Raw genomic sequence first — 16,041 nt, 5'->3', positions numbered from 1 at the left:
GAAGCACCGTGGAAGCAAGCAGTACGAGAAAAACACTGTGACAGACCCGTAATAGATAATGCCAACCCGTAGGAAACGGGCAGCAATGTTGGTGACGCACCCTCGCTGCCTGACCCGCTCAACGTGAGACCCTTGGCGTTGAAGAAGGCGAAGGGATACCATGATCCTGTGTTAGGTCGGCTAGGTGCCAAGGGACTGCAAGGCCCGAAACACCGGGTGGAAGAGCTGAAATTGATTTAGACATTCTTCCCTAAGACCTGCCTGGGTTACGGTGGGTTGGGCGGTAAGATCCGTCCAAACGGTAAGCCCCTTGCGGCGTAGAAGGTCCAGATGGGGGTGATCACTCGCATAGCCTGACGGTCCGCGCTTCAACTCGGGCTCGCTGATCCTGACATTCCTGGCTGTAAGATCATTGATGATTGCCATGAGATCATTGCCCGCTGGTCCTGCTACGCCGGTCCGATACCTCTCTAGGGCTGCTTTTTCATATTGGAAGACGCCGCACCCAAGGGACAGGCAATCCGGGGACAGCCCGAAATGCCAAAGCGGGGGCTGATCTCCGCAATCCCCGGGTATGAAAGACATGCGCAGATGAGGATTATAGGGTGACTTGTCGTTTGAGAACCGCACGTCTCGATGAATACGATAGATCTTGGCCGAATGGGGCATGTGCGTCATCTCGGCCAGCGCCTGTGACATCTGGGCCGCAAATTGTTCTGCGGGCTGCTTGATCGCGGCCTCATAGATCTGTTTGTTGGCGTGAAACCACTCGCGTCGGTTATTGGCTCGCAGATTAGAAAGAAACTGAAGGGCCTCGGGCGAAAAGCAGCGGTACTGATCCATCATCTTCTCCTGATATTCAACTTTTCGGCGGCAGGTTGGCGGCGTGCGCCAGGCACAGGCTCAGCCAGTCACCCAGCGCAGCCGGATCGCAGTTGGCCTCGTCTACAACGACAAACCCACCGAGTTTTCGCTTTCCGTGGACAATCGGGTTTGCAAACGGATTAGAAAGCGCCTCGGTCTCTTTGGCCTTGCCTACACGGAACATGAACCGTCCAAACCCGTCTTTGTCGCGGCGCGCGCCGCACAACATATTGCCGTTCAGAAAAAAGCAGGTGCCACCCATCATCCGCATTTCGGAAATTCCAATATGCGCCTCGAGGGCGAGGCGCATACGTTGGTTCAGGTGTTCATCATTCGGCATCAGACTGATCCCGCCAACTGCCAAAGAATTGACAGGGACAAGACCAGCATCACCAATGTTGTCAGTGCGGCACCGATCACCCGACCTTTGCCGTCGGGGGTGGAACGCAGGCTGACATAATGCACGGCGCGGGCCAACAACAGCACAAGACCGCATCCCCCGACCAGCCAGTCTGAGGCACCGGCAATCTCCGCCCCCGCCAAAGCCAGCAGGGCCAGTGGAACATATTCAGTAAAGTTCCCATGTGCCCGAATCCGCCGCAGCAGCTCGTCGTCATCCCCGTGCAGCAGTAAAACTCCGGTCTGGGATCGTCTGATGCCTACAAGAATTCCCATCGGAATACTCATAAGCACAAAGATTGCTGTCACAAGCAGAGCGATTTGCGGTGTGTGTTCCATGGGAATTCTCCTGTCTGTCCAAGATTAAGACGCCATGCTTTCATAAGTAATCAACGCAAACCGAGCGCCTTGTGGGTCGTTCAGAGTTGCCATCCGGCCGACCCCGGGCATATCTATGGCGGGTTGCAAGACTGAGGCTCCCTGTGCAACTGCGGCTGCTAGGCTGTTATCGACATCAGCAACCGTAAAATAGATCGTCCAGTTTCCATCCGTCTCGGGCATGGGCGAGAACCCTCCGATTGGCGTTTCACCAACCACCGCGGCGGCATAGCTTGACCCGTCCTGCATCGGCATCTCGTTAATGTTCCAGCCCAGCACATTTTTGTAGAATTGCTTGGCCTTGGTCTGGTCTGGCCCGGAATGCCCGATCCAGCCCGAGTTTCCAACGGTGGTCATGTCCAGAATGCTCATCTTTATCTCCCTTTGATTGCCCGCTGCATGCGGGACTGAACAAAGGACGCGTGAGGATCGGCCTTTCCTACAACTGGTTCAAATCTTTTTCACAGGCGGCGATTTCTTTCAGTACCGCCACACGTTCCGGTCCCGTCGGGCCAAGGTTCAATACGCGGTTAAGGGACTGGATCGCGGCGGGAAGATCGCCGATCTCTCGCAACATTGCCGCGCGCAAGGCATGGAACCAGCGATAAGACGCCAGATCATTCGCCAAGGTATCTAACGCAACAAGCGTGCGGCGTGGGCCATGAACCCTGGACCCGGCGGCGATCTGGTTCAGGCGGATGACCGGCGAGGGCTGGAGGCGATAGAGCGCGGCATAATGCGCCTCGATCAGAGACCAGTCGGTATCTTCTGTCGATTGGGCATGCGCATGAACGGCGGCGATTGCGGCCTGAATACCGTAAACACCCACTTGGTTCAGCCGTTCGGCCTTTTGCATCAGGGCTGTCGCTTCGGCGATGTTGGCCTTGTCCCAAAGGGCCCTGTCCTGATCTTCCAAGGCTACAAGATCACCTTGATCGTCTAGCCGTGCTTCACGACGGGCATGTTGCAGAAGCAACAGGGCCAGCAGTGAAATCTGCTCGGCCATCGTCGGGAACAAGGCAACCAGCAGCCGGGCCAGACGTATCGCCTCATCGCATAGTTTGAGCCGGATTTGCACCGGGCCACCCGAGGTTGACCAGCCTTCGTTGAACATCAGGTAGATCATCAAAGACACTTCGCCCAAACGCGCAGCCCGCTCCTGTGGCGTGGGTGTTTCAAAAGCGACAGAACTTCCTGCGATCCTTTTCTTGGCGCGGGTAATTCGCTGTTCCATTGCCTTTGTACTGACAAGGAAACCACGGGCGATTTCTTCCACACGCAACCCGGCAACAATTTTTAGGGCCAGCGCAATCTGGTCTTGCCGGCTTAGGTCCGGGTGACAACAGATGAACAGCAGGCGCAGAACATCGTCGCGCAGCTCGTCCGGATCTGGTGGGTCATCAGCCGTGGAATGAAATTCTTCCCTGTGGCGGGTCAGGATTGCGCTGCGGCGTTGGGATTTGCGCAAACCATCCAGCCCGGCATTACGGGCGGTGGTCAAAAGCCAAGCCAGCGGATCGCGCGGCGCGCCTTGTTTGCGCCATACGGTCAAGGCCTTTAGGCAGGCTTCGGCAAATGCATCTTCGGCAAGGTCGATGTTCCGGAAATACCGCGTCAGGGCCGCGATGGCCTGCGGGCGTTGCTGCAAGAACGTGGCCTCTAGCCAATCCGACACGCGGTCAATCCAAGGTCATCGACCCGCCTGCCCAAGCGGCGGGGCGGACCTCAAGCCGGGCAACAGGTGACGAGATCATTCGCGCATGTTCAAGCGCCTCATCCAGATCGTTGAACTCGGCCAGATATAAGCCCAGAAAACTTTCTTTCGTCTCAGCGAACGGGCCGTCGACGATCATAGGTTGCAGAGTCTCGGCAGCCGCGGGTTCGACTGTGACAGCCGTAGTCGGGGGCATCAGTTTGACGGACAGGAAATCCCCGCGCTGCCTGAGGGCATTCTGTAGCACCGTATGTCCTGCCATGACATCGTCCTGACGGTCCTGTGGCAACGCTTCGAACACACCCGCCTGACCATAGATCGAGATTGCATAGATCATTTTTACCTCCGCGATGTTGGTTTCATCCTGCTAGGACGCGCGAGCCTTTGCAAATCCGACACTCATTTCACCGATCTGCACAGTTTCTGCAGATCTTCTGCACCCGAGCTTCCCGACCTTTGGGTCAAACCAGTCCCTTAAAAAACAAGAGGGAAGAAATGGCGCAGCAACTTATAATTTCTGGAGTTCCGAATTCTGTGGCGCTGGACGCTTGGTGGCTGTCGGAAGAGACGGTGATTTCAGGCACCAAGGGCCCGCCGGGTTCAACCCCGGCGTTTGCCACCGATGGTCGCGCATGGCGCGTGATCGGGTTTATCTTGCTGGTCGCGCTGGCGGACTACCTGTTCTGGGGACATCAGGCGGGTGTGTCTCTGGCGGTCTTTGCTGTGGCGGTCTTTTTGTGCGGCCTGCCCGCGGATCGGTCTGGCAAAGGGGTGCTTATGCCCGCAACGGTTTTGGTGCTGAGTGTTTTGCCGGTCGTGGATTTCGTTCAACCATTATCGGTCGCGTTTCTTTTGTCCGGGCTCGTCCTTGCGATTGTCTGGGTCAGGCACCCGAAAGGCCAGGTTCTGGAACTGCTTTTGCTGGCGCTGGGGTTTCTGACTGATCTTCCAAAGAATTGGCTTGGCCCAGCCCGCGCGATACCCGGCCTGAAAACCACGATTGTCAACGATGCCGGAGGCGGCTGGACGCGGGTTCGGCAGTTCCTGCGCAACTGGGGTCTGCCGATTGGCGGGACGATGGTTTTTGTTACCCTGTTGGCCGAGGCGAACCCGGTATTCCAATCCCTTGTCACCCCGGATATCGCTTTCGGTCAACTGCTGCAGCGCGCCATGTTCTGGGGCGGGATTGCGCTGATCATCTGGCCGTTTGTTGATAACCACCCGCTTCGCGGACTGAACCCGCGACCATTCGCAGGTCCTCAGACGATCCCCGGCCTCAACGGTGGTTCGGTCCTGCGGGCGCTCTGGGTGTTCAATGCACTGATTGGTGTTCAGACTGTGCTGGACCTTTCGATTCTGCTGGGCGGGGCCTCATTGCCCGAGGGGATGAGCTATGCATCCTATGCCCATCGCGGCGCATATCCGTTGCTGGTAACGGCGCTGCTGGCCGGTGCATTCGCCCTGGCGGCGCGGCCGTTTCTGGATGAAAATCGGGTGCTGAAACCGCTGATGGTGTTGTGGCTGGCACAAAATGTGGCTCTGTGCGGTGCGGCATTGATGCGTCTGGATTTATATGTCGGCACCTATGGCCTGACCTACCTGCGTATCTATGCGCAGATCTGGATGGGTCTTGTTGCGGCAGGTCTGGCGCTGGTTGGGTGGCAAATAGCGTTCAGGAAATCCAATAGTTGGTTGATCGCGCGAACCGGCATTCTGAGCGTTCTGGTCCTCTATTGCGCCAGTTTTGTGAATTTTGCCCATGTGATCGCGACCCGAAACCTGAAACTGTCCGAACCGGACTATGCCTATCTGTGTTCGTTGGGGCCCATGACCGGGATGCATATCAGCTACGGGTATCCGAATTCGTTGTGCTATTTTGAAGCCGACCCGATCAACAGCTGGCAGGAATGGGGCTTTCGAAAGTGGCGCCTGTCCCGCTATGGTGCCGATCTGAGCAGTATCGGTCCGGGTATATGAATATCTTAGTTGTCGATGATGATCCGCGGTTGCGTGAAGTTGTGCGTTTGGGGCTGGAACGCGCTGGCTACAGCGTTTCGACCGCCGCCAACGGTCAGGAAGCCGTAATCAGCACGTTTCGCGACGAACCGGACCTGATCGTTCTGGATGTTGGCCTGCCCGAACTGGATGGCTTTGCCGTATGCCAGAAAATTCGAACCCGTTCGGACGTCCCGATCCTGTTCCTGACCGCCCGCGATGATGAGGTCGACCGGATTCTGGGGCTGGAGCTTGGGGCCGATGACTACGTGACCAAGCCTTTTAGCCCGCGCGAACTGGTGACGCGGGTCAAGGTGATCCTAAGGCGCACCAATCGCATTTTGGCGGCGCCGGGAAATCTGCGGCACGGCCCCTTGACCTTGGACCGGACCGCAAGACTCTGTGCTTGCCACGACACGGAAATTGCCCTGACCGGTACTGAGTTTCAGATCATGGTGATGTTGATGGAAACACCGGGTCGCCTTGTTCCTCGCACGGCCCTGATTGCCGAGATTTGGGGCGCGCGCAGCCAGGTCTCGGACAGGACCTTGGACAGCCACCTGCGAAACCTGCGGAACAAATTTGCGCAGGTTGGTTTGTCGGACTCGGTGGAAACCGTACATGGTCAGGGTATCCGGATGAGGAGGCTGGGGTGACCCGGCGCTGGCGGCCTTCCTTGGGATTTGTGCTGGGCGGTGCGTTGGTCGGAACCTTGGGCCTGTCTTTCGCGGGTCTGGTGGCTCTGCGTTATCTGGGGCCAGAATTCGGATTTCGGAACTCTGCTTTGGTTCTGGGCGGGGTGATCTTTCTGGCTACGTCGGGGCTGGGTTGGTTGCTGGTCCGCCTGCTGCTGCGCCCGATCAAAGCCCTGCAGGCCTATGCCGGGGCGCAAGAGGCGGGTACCCAGGCGGCCTCAATCCAGCATTTCGGCACCAAAGAGCTGCACCAGACCGCAACTCAGGTCGTCACCATGGCCGAGGCGCTGCGCGACCGCGAGGCGACCATCCGGTCTTATACCGATCACGTCACGCATGAGCTGAAATCGCCGGTCACCGCAATCCGCGCTGCGGTTGAGCTGCTGCAAGACATGCCGGACGGGGGCGATGAGGCCAAAGCCCTGATCACGCAGATCGACGGCGCGCGGCAGCAGATCGAGACCCAGCTTGCAGCACTTCGGGATGCCGCCCGTGCGCGTGAGGCGCGATATGTCGGCACGACAACCCTGCGCGATGCGCTGCCGGAGGGGCAGCTAAAGCTAACCCTGTCCGGGGCGGATGATATCGCATTCCCGATCTCGGCCGAGGGGTTGCGGATCGTTCTGGGCCATATCCTGCAAAACGCCAAAGATCATGGGGCCAGCGCGGTTGATCTGCGCGCCTCAGAGGTTGGAAACGCTGTTATCCTGACCGTCTCGGACAATGGCGCGGGGATTTCACCCGGTAACGCCGACCGGGTGTTCGATCCGTTCTTTACGACCCGCCGGGAAAGCGGTGGCACCGGGATGGGGCTGGCCATTGTCCGCAACATCCTTTCGGCCCATCGCGGAGACATCGCCAACCGCCCCGTCCCAACCGGTGCACGGTTTGATCTGAGTTTTCAAAGGCTTTGACCTGCGCAGATATCTGTTACTGCGCCGGAAGCGGAAGGCATCCGGGAAGGCCCGCTGGCAGGATCAACCATGCGCCGTGCCGGTAAAGCGATTGGGCAAACCCGCTGCTCTCTGAAGTGACCGTCACGCTGATCCCGGATGTCCCGATGACCGCGGCGTCATCGGGCAGGTTTTGCATCAACCCCTGTGAAGGAAAGACCACGACATAGGCCGGGGCCTCATCCGTTATCAATGCGACGACGATCAGAACCGACAGCCAGCCAAGCACCATAAGGGGGATGGCTGTCAGGAGCGATCTAATAGTCATGGATATGCTCAAGCGTCAGCCCGTCCGCCGGGATCTGGCGCAGGCGCTTTGAGAGGTCGGGAACCTTGACCAGTATCAGATGGCGATAGTCGCGGAACCCTTGTCGTTTGGCGCTAAAGATCGCATCCGGCGCGGTTGGTTGATCCGACAGGGCGGTGAACAGAATGTCGTCATTGCCGGCGATCTCGACAATCTCGACCCCAGCGCCGGCCATTTCCGCCAGTAGGTTGGTCAGGGTGCGGTAGCGCGGCGTTTCGATCTCAACTCCGTTTGGGCCTTGCGCGATAACCTTCACGCCGGGATAGGCAGACAGGCTGTCTGCACTGGCGCCGGTGATGATCATCCGCAGCGTCAGCTCATCAGCGCCGACCTGCGCAACAGCCTGTTCGATCACGCCCGCATAGGCCTGTTTGGCACCGTATTCCAGACCCAGCGCAATCGCTCTTTCGCTGTCGCGCAGGCTGCCGCTGTTTTGTTCGACCAGGCTCTGGGCGTCGTCGGCGAAGGGCCATTTATACCAGGGAACCTGTTGCAGAAACGCGGCATAGGCGGCGGCCTGCTGTGCTGACAGATCATCCAGAGGCGCCCGTTGCGAGCCCCGCAAAACAGTGGCCAGCCGACCGAGGGTTTCCTCATAGGCGGCCTTCAGCGCCAGCTCGGCGGAAAAGCTGGCACCGATCACATAGACCATCTGTTTGGTGGCGCCATCCACCTCACCCAGGGTCGAGGCGTTCCGGTTCAGATCGCAGAGTGACCCCCAAAACCCGGTGATGCCGCTCCAGAACCCGTAATCATGGGGGTCCTGAGTGCGCAGAACCTCGGCGTAATCCTCGTAGGCGTGGACAATGTGCCATTCGGGATAGGTCATCAGCGTGCGGGTTTCGGCCCGGTGATGTGCCGGGTCGATCAGCGAGGCATAGGCCAGCGGCTGATCCGCGCCACGACAGCTTGTTTCCACATAAAGGATCGGAGCAGCCAGCGCGATCCCGGCAAGGATCAACACCAGAATCAGCCGTTTGGTCCACCACAGCAGGAACCTCATGCGGTGTGTCTCCGGTCCCGCAGCCCGGCCCAGGCGGCAACGCCGCCAAGCGCCAGATGCGGCAGGTTGGCAAACAGGCGGGGCAGCGACAATTCCGGCCCGGCCGATGGGTTTGTAAAGATACCCAGATCAAGATAGCCATAACCGGTGAAAAACCCGAACACGCCGTCCCCCAGATAAGCCAGCCCGAACAGGATCAGAAAGCTACGAGCCGCGCGGTGTGACAACAGCCCGGCGATCAGCGCCCAAAGGGCCGAGGCCACGTGCAGCGCATCGTCATAGATATCCAGTGCGAAAATGCCAAAGGCCAGACCATCCTGATCCGTCAGGCCGGGAATATAGTTCAGCGATGCGGCAATCATCAGCGCGACAAAGTAAATCAGACAGAGTTTTTGAAGGTTGCTCATAGACGCCCCAGATAGCTGTCCCAAAGGTTGTTCCGCAGAACCAGTTGCGGATCAAGCTCTCGTTTTGCCTGCGCAAACCCTTCCGCATTGGAGTAGGCTGCAGTCAGTTGATCCAGTGTCGCGTGTGGCCTGTACGGCAGGTAATAGGTTCCGCCAATCGCCACGATCCCGTCGATCAGCGCCCGGGTCATCCGCGCCATATCGGCTTCGCCGCGTTCGGTCAGCTCCTGGCTGAACGACATGACAGCGGCGATCCGCGGTTCGCTTGCATAGGACAGAACAGCCTGATCGTCCTGTGCGACATAGCGCAGCGTTACGTTCAGAAACTCTTGATACGAGGCCGGAATTACCGCGCGACACACTGATAAGAAATCGTCGAACGCATCGAACCCCACGAAATACTCGTGCAGGACGTCGGTCCGATCCGGGTTGCGGTCGTCCAGAGTCACAACCGGTTCGTTGATCAAAGTGTTCCGCGTCGCCTCACCCGAACCCAGCGCTGGGCCCAGCCGTGTTTCATTCCACCAACGGAAGGATTTGAAGGGCTCGCTGCCCAGTTGAGCCCGGTACAGACGGCTGGCCGCATGCGACATCCACCCCGACCCGGACGCTGGTGGCAGGTCCGACTGGTCCGAGCCTTCGCGATATGTCACCAATAGCGCTTTCTCGAAAAACGCATCGCGTTCAACATTCAGGCGGCCATAGGCCATTGTGACCGCCGGGTCGTCAATCGCCGCACGAAAGGCCGAGGCAAACGCTCCTGCTTCCAGAATGTCGAAACCCGGCGTCAGGCGTGAATTTGGAACCATCTCGACCTCAAGGTCCACGATCACGCCGATCAACCCGTACCCGCCCATCGCCAGATTGAACAGCTCGGCGTTCTCGGTGGGCGAACAGGTCACCAACTCACCCGAGGGCAAGATCATGCGCAACGACCGGACCGTCGCCCCCATCGGCCCAAAGGGAACCGGCCAGCCATGTGCATTGACCGAATAAGTGGCGGCGACACCGAAATCATTATTTGACTGCATGACTTTGGGGGACCAGCCTGCGGGATCAAGCGCTGAGATGACCTGTGACCAGCGGGCTCCGGCATGGGTCAGATAGGTCCCGGCAGAACCGTCGATCTGAACCGATCCATTGTCAAAGGTAATCGCTGTGCCGTTGCGGGGAATGGCTTGCCCACCCATGGAATGCCGCGCGGCCCCAATGTTGACCGGGCGTCCTTCTGATCTGGCCTCCGAAAGCTCTTGCCGGATGGCGGCGATCAGCGTGTCTCCGGGGTCATCGCTGAGCACCAGATGTTTGTGGATCGGTGTCGGTGACAGTCCGCTGGCGTCATTCATCACTTTGTCGCCGGTTTCCGCAAATGTCCTTCTTGTGCCTTCATAGACAGGTAGGTCCGGTCCCAGCCACCGTGACGCAACCCATCCTGCCAACCCTCCGCCGGCAAACAAGGCCGCCCTTCTGGTAAATGTTTTCATCGTTCGATTTCTCCCGAAGTTAACTGGGACATCTGATCAAGAATGATTTTAAGCGCAGTTTGAAATTCCTGCGGGCCTCAATCCGGGGTATGTGCCTGACCCCTGCCAAGGTGTCCATTTGGGCATCGGGTCAAAGAATGTGCAAGTCCATGGCCTGCTGTACCGGCGCAAAGGTGTCCTAGTTGCCCCAGATCAGGCCGACGGGTACCTGCAGCATGGCGATCCGCCGTGGTCAGCAGATTCGGGCAAGGTCCAAGGACCAGTTTTTTGACCGCAAGTGGCTCGAAACTTGGCTTCATTCCCGGAATGTTCAACCGGAAGGCATGTTTTGCAAACTGCGGAAATCCGTACTTGTAAGACGGTCAGCGGTCACAGTTTGGCGTAAGCTTTCCGCTACGTAAGTTCATGCGCGCACGGCAGATTTGCGTCGGGGCATCCGCCAAACTGCCGTTTTTATGCTCAATCAGGTGTTGCAACTGTAACGATGATCTGGATGATCAGGACCACCAAGGCCGTAAAAATGGTCTGTCGTCCAAAGGGCGATATTAACAAAAAGGGGAGTTACAAATGATTCTAAGAAACCTGATGATCGCTGCAAGTGCGACGGCGCTGATGGCCGCGGGCGCTTCGGCGGAAACGCTGCGCTGGGCGCGGGCCGGTGATGCGCTGACGCTGGATCCGCATTCGCAGAATGAAGGTCCGACGCACACCGTGCGACACCAGATTTACGAGCCTCTGATCATCCGCGACGTGACCGGTGCATTCGAGCCCGCGCTGGCGACCGAGTGGGGCCCCAAGGCCGATGACCCGAATGTTTGGGTCTTCAAGCTGCGCGAAGGCGTGAAATTCCATGACGGTGCGGACTTCAACGCCGAAGATGTGGTGTTCAGCTTTACCCGTGCCAAGCAACCTAATTCCGACATGAAAGAGCTGATCGGCTCGATCGTCGAAGTGCGTGCAGTTGACGATTTCACCGTCGAGATTGTCACAGATGGTCCGAACCCGATCCTGCCGTCGAACCTGACAAACCTGTTCATTCTGGACAAGGGCTGGGCCGAGTCGAATGACACCGTCAATGTTCAGGATTTCGAAGGTGGCGAAATCACCTATGCCACCACCAATGCCAACGGAACGGGTCCCTATGTTCTTCAAAGCCGCGAGCCTGACATCAAGACGGTGATGGTGCGCAACGACAACTATTGGGGCATCGACCAGTTCCCGATGGAAGTGACCGAGATCATCTATACCCCGATCCAGAACGCTGCGACTCGCGTTGCGGCGATGCTGTCGGGTGAGGTGAACTTCCTCCAGGATATGCCGGTGCAGGACATTGAACGCGTCAATGGTGTCGACGGTCTGATGGTCAAGCAAGCCCCGCAGAACCGGGTGATCTTCTTTGGTATGAACCAGGGTGCCGACGACATCGAGGCGGATAACGTGGACGGCAAGAACCCTCTGGCCGATGTGCGGGTGCGTCAAGCGATGTCGATGGCGATTAACCGTGATGCGATCAAGCAGGTCGTGATGCGCGGCCAGTCGCAGCCTGCAGGCATGATCGCACCGCCCTTTGTGAATGGCTGGACCTCTGACATGGACGGCGAATCCTCCACCGATCTGGCCAAGGCCAAGGAACTGATGGCAGAGGCAGGTTATGGCGATGGCTTCTCGCTTCGGCTGGACTGCCCGAATGATCGGTACATCAACGATGAAGCTATCTGTCAGGCGGCTGTTGGGATGCTGGGCCAGATCGGCGTGACCGTGAATCTGGACGCCAAGCCAAAGGCGCAGCATTTCCCGCTGATCACCGATGGCAAGACAGATTTCTACATGCTGGGTTGGGGTGTGCCGACATATGACTCGGAATACATCTTCAACTTCCTTGTTCATGGACGCGAAGATGACATCGGCACGTGGAACGGCACCGGTTATCAGGACGATGCGCTGGACGGGAAGATCAAGTCGCTTGCCTCGAATACCGATCTTGACGCTCGGAATGCCGACATCGCCGACATCTGGCGGGTTGTGCAGGACGAAGCGCTTTACATCCCCATTCATCACCAGGTTCTGAACTGGGGCATGGCCGACGGTGTGGGCATCGAAGTGGATGCCGAAGATCAACCCAAGGTCAAATACTTCACTCTGAACTAAGCCATTCAGATCAGTGATTTGGCAGGGCGCGGTATCGCGCCCTGCCTTTTGCGCTATTGTTAAGCGCAACACCGCATTGCGGGGCAACAAAGGGAGATTTCGCCATGACCCTCAGGAACAGCGCCATTGCATTGGCCTTGCTGGCCACCACCAGCGTTCAGGCCGCCGAATTCAAATGGGCCTCGACCACTGACCCGCAGACGATGGACCCGCACGCGGTCAACTCGGCCCCGGTTCTGGGGTTTCTGAACAATGTCTATGAGGGCCTCGTGCGTCGCGACAAGGACATGAGCGTTCAACCCGCGCTGGCCGTCAGCTGGGAGACGATTGGTGACGGCGAAGGTTGGCGCTTTAACCTGCGTGAGGGTGTGACCTTCCATGACGGCAGCAGCTTTGATGCGCAGGACGTTCTATTCAGCTATCAGCGCGCCTCGGGCGAGGCGTCAGACACCCGCAGCTGGTTCGCGCCCATCAGCGAGGTGATCGTGGTCGACGACTATACGGTCGATTTCATGACGACTGCGCCGAACCCGTTATTCCCATCCTCAATCGCCAACTGGATGATCATGGATCAGGGCTGGGCCGAGGCCAATGACGCAGCGGTGCCCGACAAAGAGGTCGGGAATTACGCCACCCTGAACGCCAACGGCACAGGCGCCTTCAAACTTGCGGCACGAGAGCCCGGCCTGCGCACGGTTCTTGAGCCCTTTGACGGCTGGTGGGATCAGGCCGACCACAACATCACAAGTGCTGAGTTCACTCCGATCCAAAACCCGGCGACAGCGGTTGCAGCCTTGTTGTCAGGCGATGTGGACATGATCAACCCGGTGCCGATTCAGGACGTGGCGCGCCTGAAGGAAAACGGGGATGTCGACGTCATTCAGGGGATCGAGGCACGGGTCATCATGTTGGGGTTCGATCATCAGGCCGAGGTGCTTAAATACACCGACGATGCGGGCAAACCGAACCCGTTCCGTGACCCGCGCGTCCGCAAGGCAGTGGCACAGGCGGTCAATGTGGATGCCATTCTTGCGACTATCATGCGGGGGAATGCCGAAGCGGCCTCGCAACTGGTCAGCCCGGCGATGAGTGGTTATTCCGAGGCGAATGCAGACCGTCCCGCCTTTGATGTCGATGCCGCCAGGGCCCTGCTGACCGAGGCCGGATATGCAGATGGGTTTTCGTTCGGGCTGAAATGCCCCAATGACCGCTATCTGAATGATGAGGCCGTTTGCCAGGCGGTTGTCAGCATGCTGGCCCAGATCGGGATCACTGCGGAACTGGATGCCATGCCGGTCCGTAACTACTGGCCGGAACTCCGGGAAGGCAAATACGATATGTACCTGCTGGGCTGGAGCCCCGGTACATTTGATGCCGAACACCCCGTGCGCTTCCTTGTGGCCACTCCAAACGAAGAGAAAAAGCTGGGCAGCTGGAATTTCGGCGGATTTTCGAACGCGCGGGTGGATGAGCTGCTGCCGATGATCCAGTCCGAGTTGGATGCGGGCAAACGGCAGGCGATGCTGGATGAGGTCACGCAGATCATTCAGGACGAACAAGTCTATGTGCCGATGTATGTGCAACCTCTGGTCTGGGGCACACGCAGCAATGTCGAACTGACGCAGCGCCCGGACAACTTCTTTCTGCTGCGCTGGGTAACGGTGAACTGAAACCGGGGCGGGGCCAGAAAACGCTAGCATGCGTTAGCGGTATCTTGACCACCCCGCCCGGGCCTGCATAGACAGTCCGATCAACGAGGAAAACGAATGTTCGCTTATATTGTCCAAAGGATGTTCCAATCCGTGATCGTGCTGCTGATCGTGGGTCTGGTTGCCTTTTCGATGTTCCGCTTTGTCGGTGATCCGATCGACAACATGCTGGGGCAGGAACGTACACAGGCCGATATCGACCGGCTGCGGTCCGATCTTGGTCTGGATCAGCCGTTTCCGGTGCAATATTTCAAGTTCCTGCAAGGCGCGGTGCAGGGCAATTTTGGCGTGTCCTACCGGCAAGGCCGACCGGTTTCGACCATCATAGCCGAACGCGCCCCCGCGACATTGGAGCTGGCCTTTGTGTCGGGCTTTCTGGCCATCACCCTTGGCATCGCGCTGGGTGTTTTCACAGCGATCCGACGACAGGGGGTGGCGGCGAATATCATCATGACCGTGTCGTTGATCGGGGTTTCCCTGCCAACTTTCCTGATCGGGATATTGCTGATCTATATATTCTCGGTCGAGTTGGATCTTTTACCCAGCTTTGGGAGGGGCGAGACCGTTATGATTGGCGGCTGGTCCACGGGGTTCCTGACGACCTCGGGGCTCAAGGCGCTGATCCTCCCGGCGATCACGCTGGGCCTGTATCAGATGACGCTGATCATGCGGCTGGTGCGGTCGGAAATGCTTGAGGTCCTGCGTGCCGACTATGTCCGTTTTGCACGTGCGCGCGGGCTGTCGGACCGGGTGATCAATTTTCGCCACGCGCTGAAAAATACGCTGGTGCCGGTGATCACCATCACCGGGTTGCAGCTGGGCTCGATCATCGCCTTTGCCATCATCACCGAGACGGTGTTTCAGTGGCCCGGTGTGGGCCTGCTGTTCATAAATGCGATCCAGTTTGTCGATATCCCTGTCATGGCCGCCTATCTGATGCTGATCTCGGTCATGTTCGTGTCGATCAATCTGATCGTCGATCTTTTGTACTATGCCATTGACCCGCGCCTGCGTGTCGACGCGAGGGCCACATGACCGATACTTCTGAAACTTCGAGACAAGTGCCCAAATCACGACTGGCCCAGTTCTGGGACAGCGATTTCGCATGGTCCTTCCGTCATTCACCCGTGGCGATGGTTGCCTCATTTGTTGTGGTTCTGCTGGTGCTGGCGGCAATATTGGCTCCGCTGATTGCGCCGCATAACCCGTTTGATCCGGCAACGCTGAACCTGATGAACGGATTTACACCGCCGGGCACGCCGAATGCCTTTACGCAGGACACGTTCCTGCTGGGCACCGACGATCAGGGGCGCGATGTGTTCTCGACCATCCTCTATGGGATGCGCATATCCCTGTTTGTCGGCGCTGCGGCGGTGCTGCTGGCGCTGATCATCGGAGTTGTTCTGGGGCTGGTCGCGGCCTATTTCGGCGGCTGGGTCGAGACGCTGATCATGCGGGTCGCAGATGTGCAGCTGACCTTTCCGGCCATTCTGGTCGCTATGCTGATCTTTGGCATCGCCAAAGGCGTGACCCCACCCGAATATCGTGACGAGATGGCGATCTATGTACTGATCATCGCCATTGCCCTGTCCGACTGGGTGCAGTTTGCCCGGGTCGTCCGCGGTGCTGCGTTGGTGGAAAAGAACAAGGAATATGTGCAGGCCGCCCGCCTGATCGGGCGCGGTTCTTTCCCGATTATGTTCCGCCACATCCTGCCCAATGTACTCAGCCCGGTTCTGGTCATCGCCACGATCTCACTGGCGCTGGCGATCATTGCCGAAGCCACGCTGAGCTTCCTCGGCGTAGGGGCACCACCAACCCAGCCGTCATTGGGCACGCTGATCCGCATCGGGCAGGGCTTCCTGTTCTCGGGTGAGTGGTGGATCTTGTTCTTCCCGGCCTGCACCCTGTTGGCGCTGGCCCTGTCTGTGAACCTGCTGGGCGACTGGCTGCGCGATGCGCTGAACCCCAAGTTGCGGTGATTT

General features: G+C 58.4%; 17 protein-coding genes. 7 read left to right on the top strand and 10 right to left on the bottom strand.

Going from position 1 to position 16,041, the window contains the following annotated elements:
* Positions 1-180: 180 nt before the first annotated feature.
* The 6 genes from AC2FHX_RS18080 to AC2FHX_RS18055 form a co-directional block, all read right to left on the bottom strand.
* On the bottom strand, positions 181-843 hold the full coding sequence (locus AC2FHX_RS18080; RefSeq protein ID WP_496703000.1) for a DUF2461 domain-containing protein: 663 nt from the start codon (positions 841-843) through the stop codon (positions 181-183).
* A 16-nt stretch (positions 844-859) separates the two neighbouring features.
* Positions 860-1,204 carry a TfoX/Sxy family protein gene (locus AC2FHX_RS18075; RefSeq protein ID WP_496703001.1) on the bottom strand — a complete coding sequence of 115 codons (345 nt, stop codon included), beginning with the start codon at positions 1,202-1,204 and terminating at the stop codon, positions 860-862.
* Entirely contained in the window at positions 1,204-1,602 is a 399-nt protein-coding gene (locus AC2FHX_RS18070; protein ID WP_496703002.1) for an MAPEG family protein, read from the bottom strand. The genes AC2FHX_RS18075 and AC2FHX_RS18070 overlap by 1 nt, the downstream gene beginning before the upstream one ends.
* 24 nt (positions 1,603-1,626) lie before the next feature.
* Positions 1,627-2,013, bottom strand: coding sequence for a VOC family protein (locus tag AC2FHX_RS18065; RefSeq protein ID WP_142638446.1), 387 nt, complete (start codon positions 2,011-2,013; stop codon positions 1,627-1,629).
* 67 nt (positions 2,014-2,080) lie between these two features.
* The gene (locus AC2FHX_RS18060; RefSeq protein ID WP_496703004.1) at positions 2,081-3,316 is read right to left on the bottom strand and encodes an RNA polymerase sigma factor; all 1,236 of its coding nucleotides are present in this window, start codon (positions 3,314-3,316) and stop codon (positions 2,081-2,083) included.
* 4 nt (positions 3,317-3,320) lie between these two features.
* Entirely contained in the window at positions 3,321-3,692 is a 372-nt protein-coding gene (locus AC2FHX_RS18055) for a YciI family protein (protein WP_142638441.1), read from the bottom strand.
* Positions 3,693-3,850: 158 nt separating this feature from the next.
* Here AC2FHX_RS18055 and AC2FHX_RS18050 point away from each other — a divergent pair, with 158 nt between their 5' ends.
* Genes AC2FHX_RS18050 through AC2FHX_RS18040 form a run of 3 tightly spaced genes read left to right on the top strand, consistent with a single transcriptional unit; the run spans position 3,851 to position 6,959 of the window.
* Positions 3,851-5,332 carry a DUF4153 domain-containing protein gene (locus AC2FHX_RS18050; protein WP_496703006.1) on the top strand — a complete coding sequence of 494 codons (1,482 nt, stop codon included), beginning with the start codon at positions 3,851-3,853 and terminating at the stop codon, positions 5,330-5,332.
* A complete protein-coding gene (locus tag AC2FHX_RS18045) occupies positions 5,329-6,006 on the top strand; it encodes a response regulator transcription factor (protein ID WP_496703008.1) in 678 nt (225 codons plus the stop codon). Before AC2FHX_RS18050 ends, AC2FHX_RS18045 begins: the two co-directional genes overlap by 4 nt.
* Positions 6,003-6,959 carry a sensor histidine kinase gene (locus AC2FHX_RS18040; RefSeq protein ID WP_496703010.1) on the top strand — a complete coding sequence of 319 codons (957 nt, stop codon included), beginning with the start codon at positions 6,003-6,005 and terminating at the stop codon, positions 6,957-6,959. The genes AC2FHX_RS18045 and AC2FHX_RS18040 overlap by 4 nt, the downstream gene beginning before the upstream one ends.
* Positions 6,960-6,975: 16 nt before the next feature.
* Here the strand turns inward: AC2FHX_RS18040 and AC2FHX_RS18035 are convergent, their stop codons facing one another.
* From AC2FHX_RS18035 to AC2FHX_RS18020, 4 genes are read right to left on the bottom strand one after another with little or no spacing between them, the layout of a single operon-like run.
* Positions 6,976-7,266 (bottom strand): hypothetical protein, encoded by a 291-nt coding sequence (locus AC2FHX_RS18035; RefSeq protein ID WP_496703012.1) that lies wholly within the window; start codon positions 7,264-7,266, stop codon positions 6,976-6,978.
* Positions 7,256-8,308 carry a hypothetical protein gene (locus tag AC2FHX_RS18030; RefSeq protein WP_496703014.1) on the bottom strand — a complete coding sequence of 351 codons (1,053 nt, stop codon included), beginning with the start codon at positions 8,306-8,308 and terminating at the stop codon, positions 7,256-7,258. Before AC2FHX_RS18030 ends, AC2FHX_RS18035 begins: the two co-directional genes overlap by 11 nt.
* Positions 8,305-8,715, bottom strand: a complete 411-nt coding sequence (locus AC2FHX_RS18025; protein WP_496692670.1) for a hypothetical protein — start codon at positions 8,713-8,715, stop codon at positions 8,305-8,307. The genes AC2FHX_RS18030 and AC2FHX_RS18025 overlap by 4 nt, the downstream gene beginning before the upstream one ends.
* On the bottom strand, positions 8,712-10,199 hold the full coding sequence (locus AC2FHX_RS18020; protein ID WP_496703016.1) for an FAD-binding oxidoreductase: 1,488 nt from the start codon (positions 10,197-10,199) through the stop codon (positions 8,712-8,714). Before AC2FHX_RS18020 ends, AC2FHX_RS18025 begins: the two co-directional genes overlap by 4 nt.
* A 567-nt stretch (positions 10,200-10,766) precedes the next feature.
* Between AC2FHX_RS18020 and AC2FHX_RS18015 the strand changes: the two genes are divergently transcribed.
* The 4 genes from AC2FHX_RS18015 to AC2FHX_RS18000 all read left to right on the top strand — a co-directional run bounded on the left by AC2FHX_RS18015 (position 10,767) and on the right by AC2FHX_RS18000 (position 16,038).
* Positions 10,767-12,347, top strand: a complete 1,581-nt coding sequence (locus AC2FHX_RS18015; RefSeq protein WP_185956712.1) for an ABC transporter substrate-binding protein — start codon at positions 10,767-10,769, stop codon at positions 12,345-12,347.
* A 104-nt stretch (positions 12,348-12,451) separates the two neighbouring features.
* Positions 12,452-14,017, top strand: a complete 1,566-nt coding sequence (locus AC2FHX_RS18010) for an ABC transporter substrate-binding protein (protein WP_496703018.1) — start codon at positions 12,452-12,454, stop codon at positions 14,015-14,017.
* A gap of 96 nt (positions 14,018-14,113) precedes the next feature.
* The gene (locus AC2FHX_RS18005; protein ID WP_142638424.1) at positions 14,114-15,091 is read left to right on the top strand and encodes an ABC transporter permease; all 978 of its coding nucleotides are present in this window, start codon (positions 14,114-14,116) and stop codon (positions 15,089-15,091) included.
* Positions 15,088-16,038, top strand: coding sequence for an ABC transporter permease (locus tag AC2FHX_RS18000; RefSeq protein WP_271950952.1), 951 nt, complete (start codon positions 15,088-15,090; stop codon positions 16,036-16,038). Before AC2FHX_RS18005 ends, AC2FHX_RS18000 begins: the two co-directional genes overlap by 4 nt.
* Positions 16,039-16,041 lie beyond the last annotated feature (3 nt).

The sequence above is a fragment of the Ruegeria sp. CDSC042 genome (genome assembly GCF_059610745.1).
The sequence above is the reverse complement of the archived record's forward strand: the minus strand, read 5'-3'. Positions and strand labels throughout refer to the sequence as shown.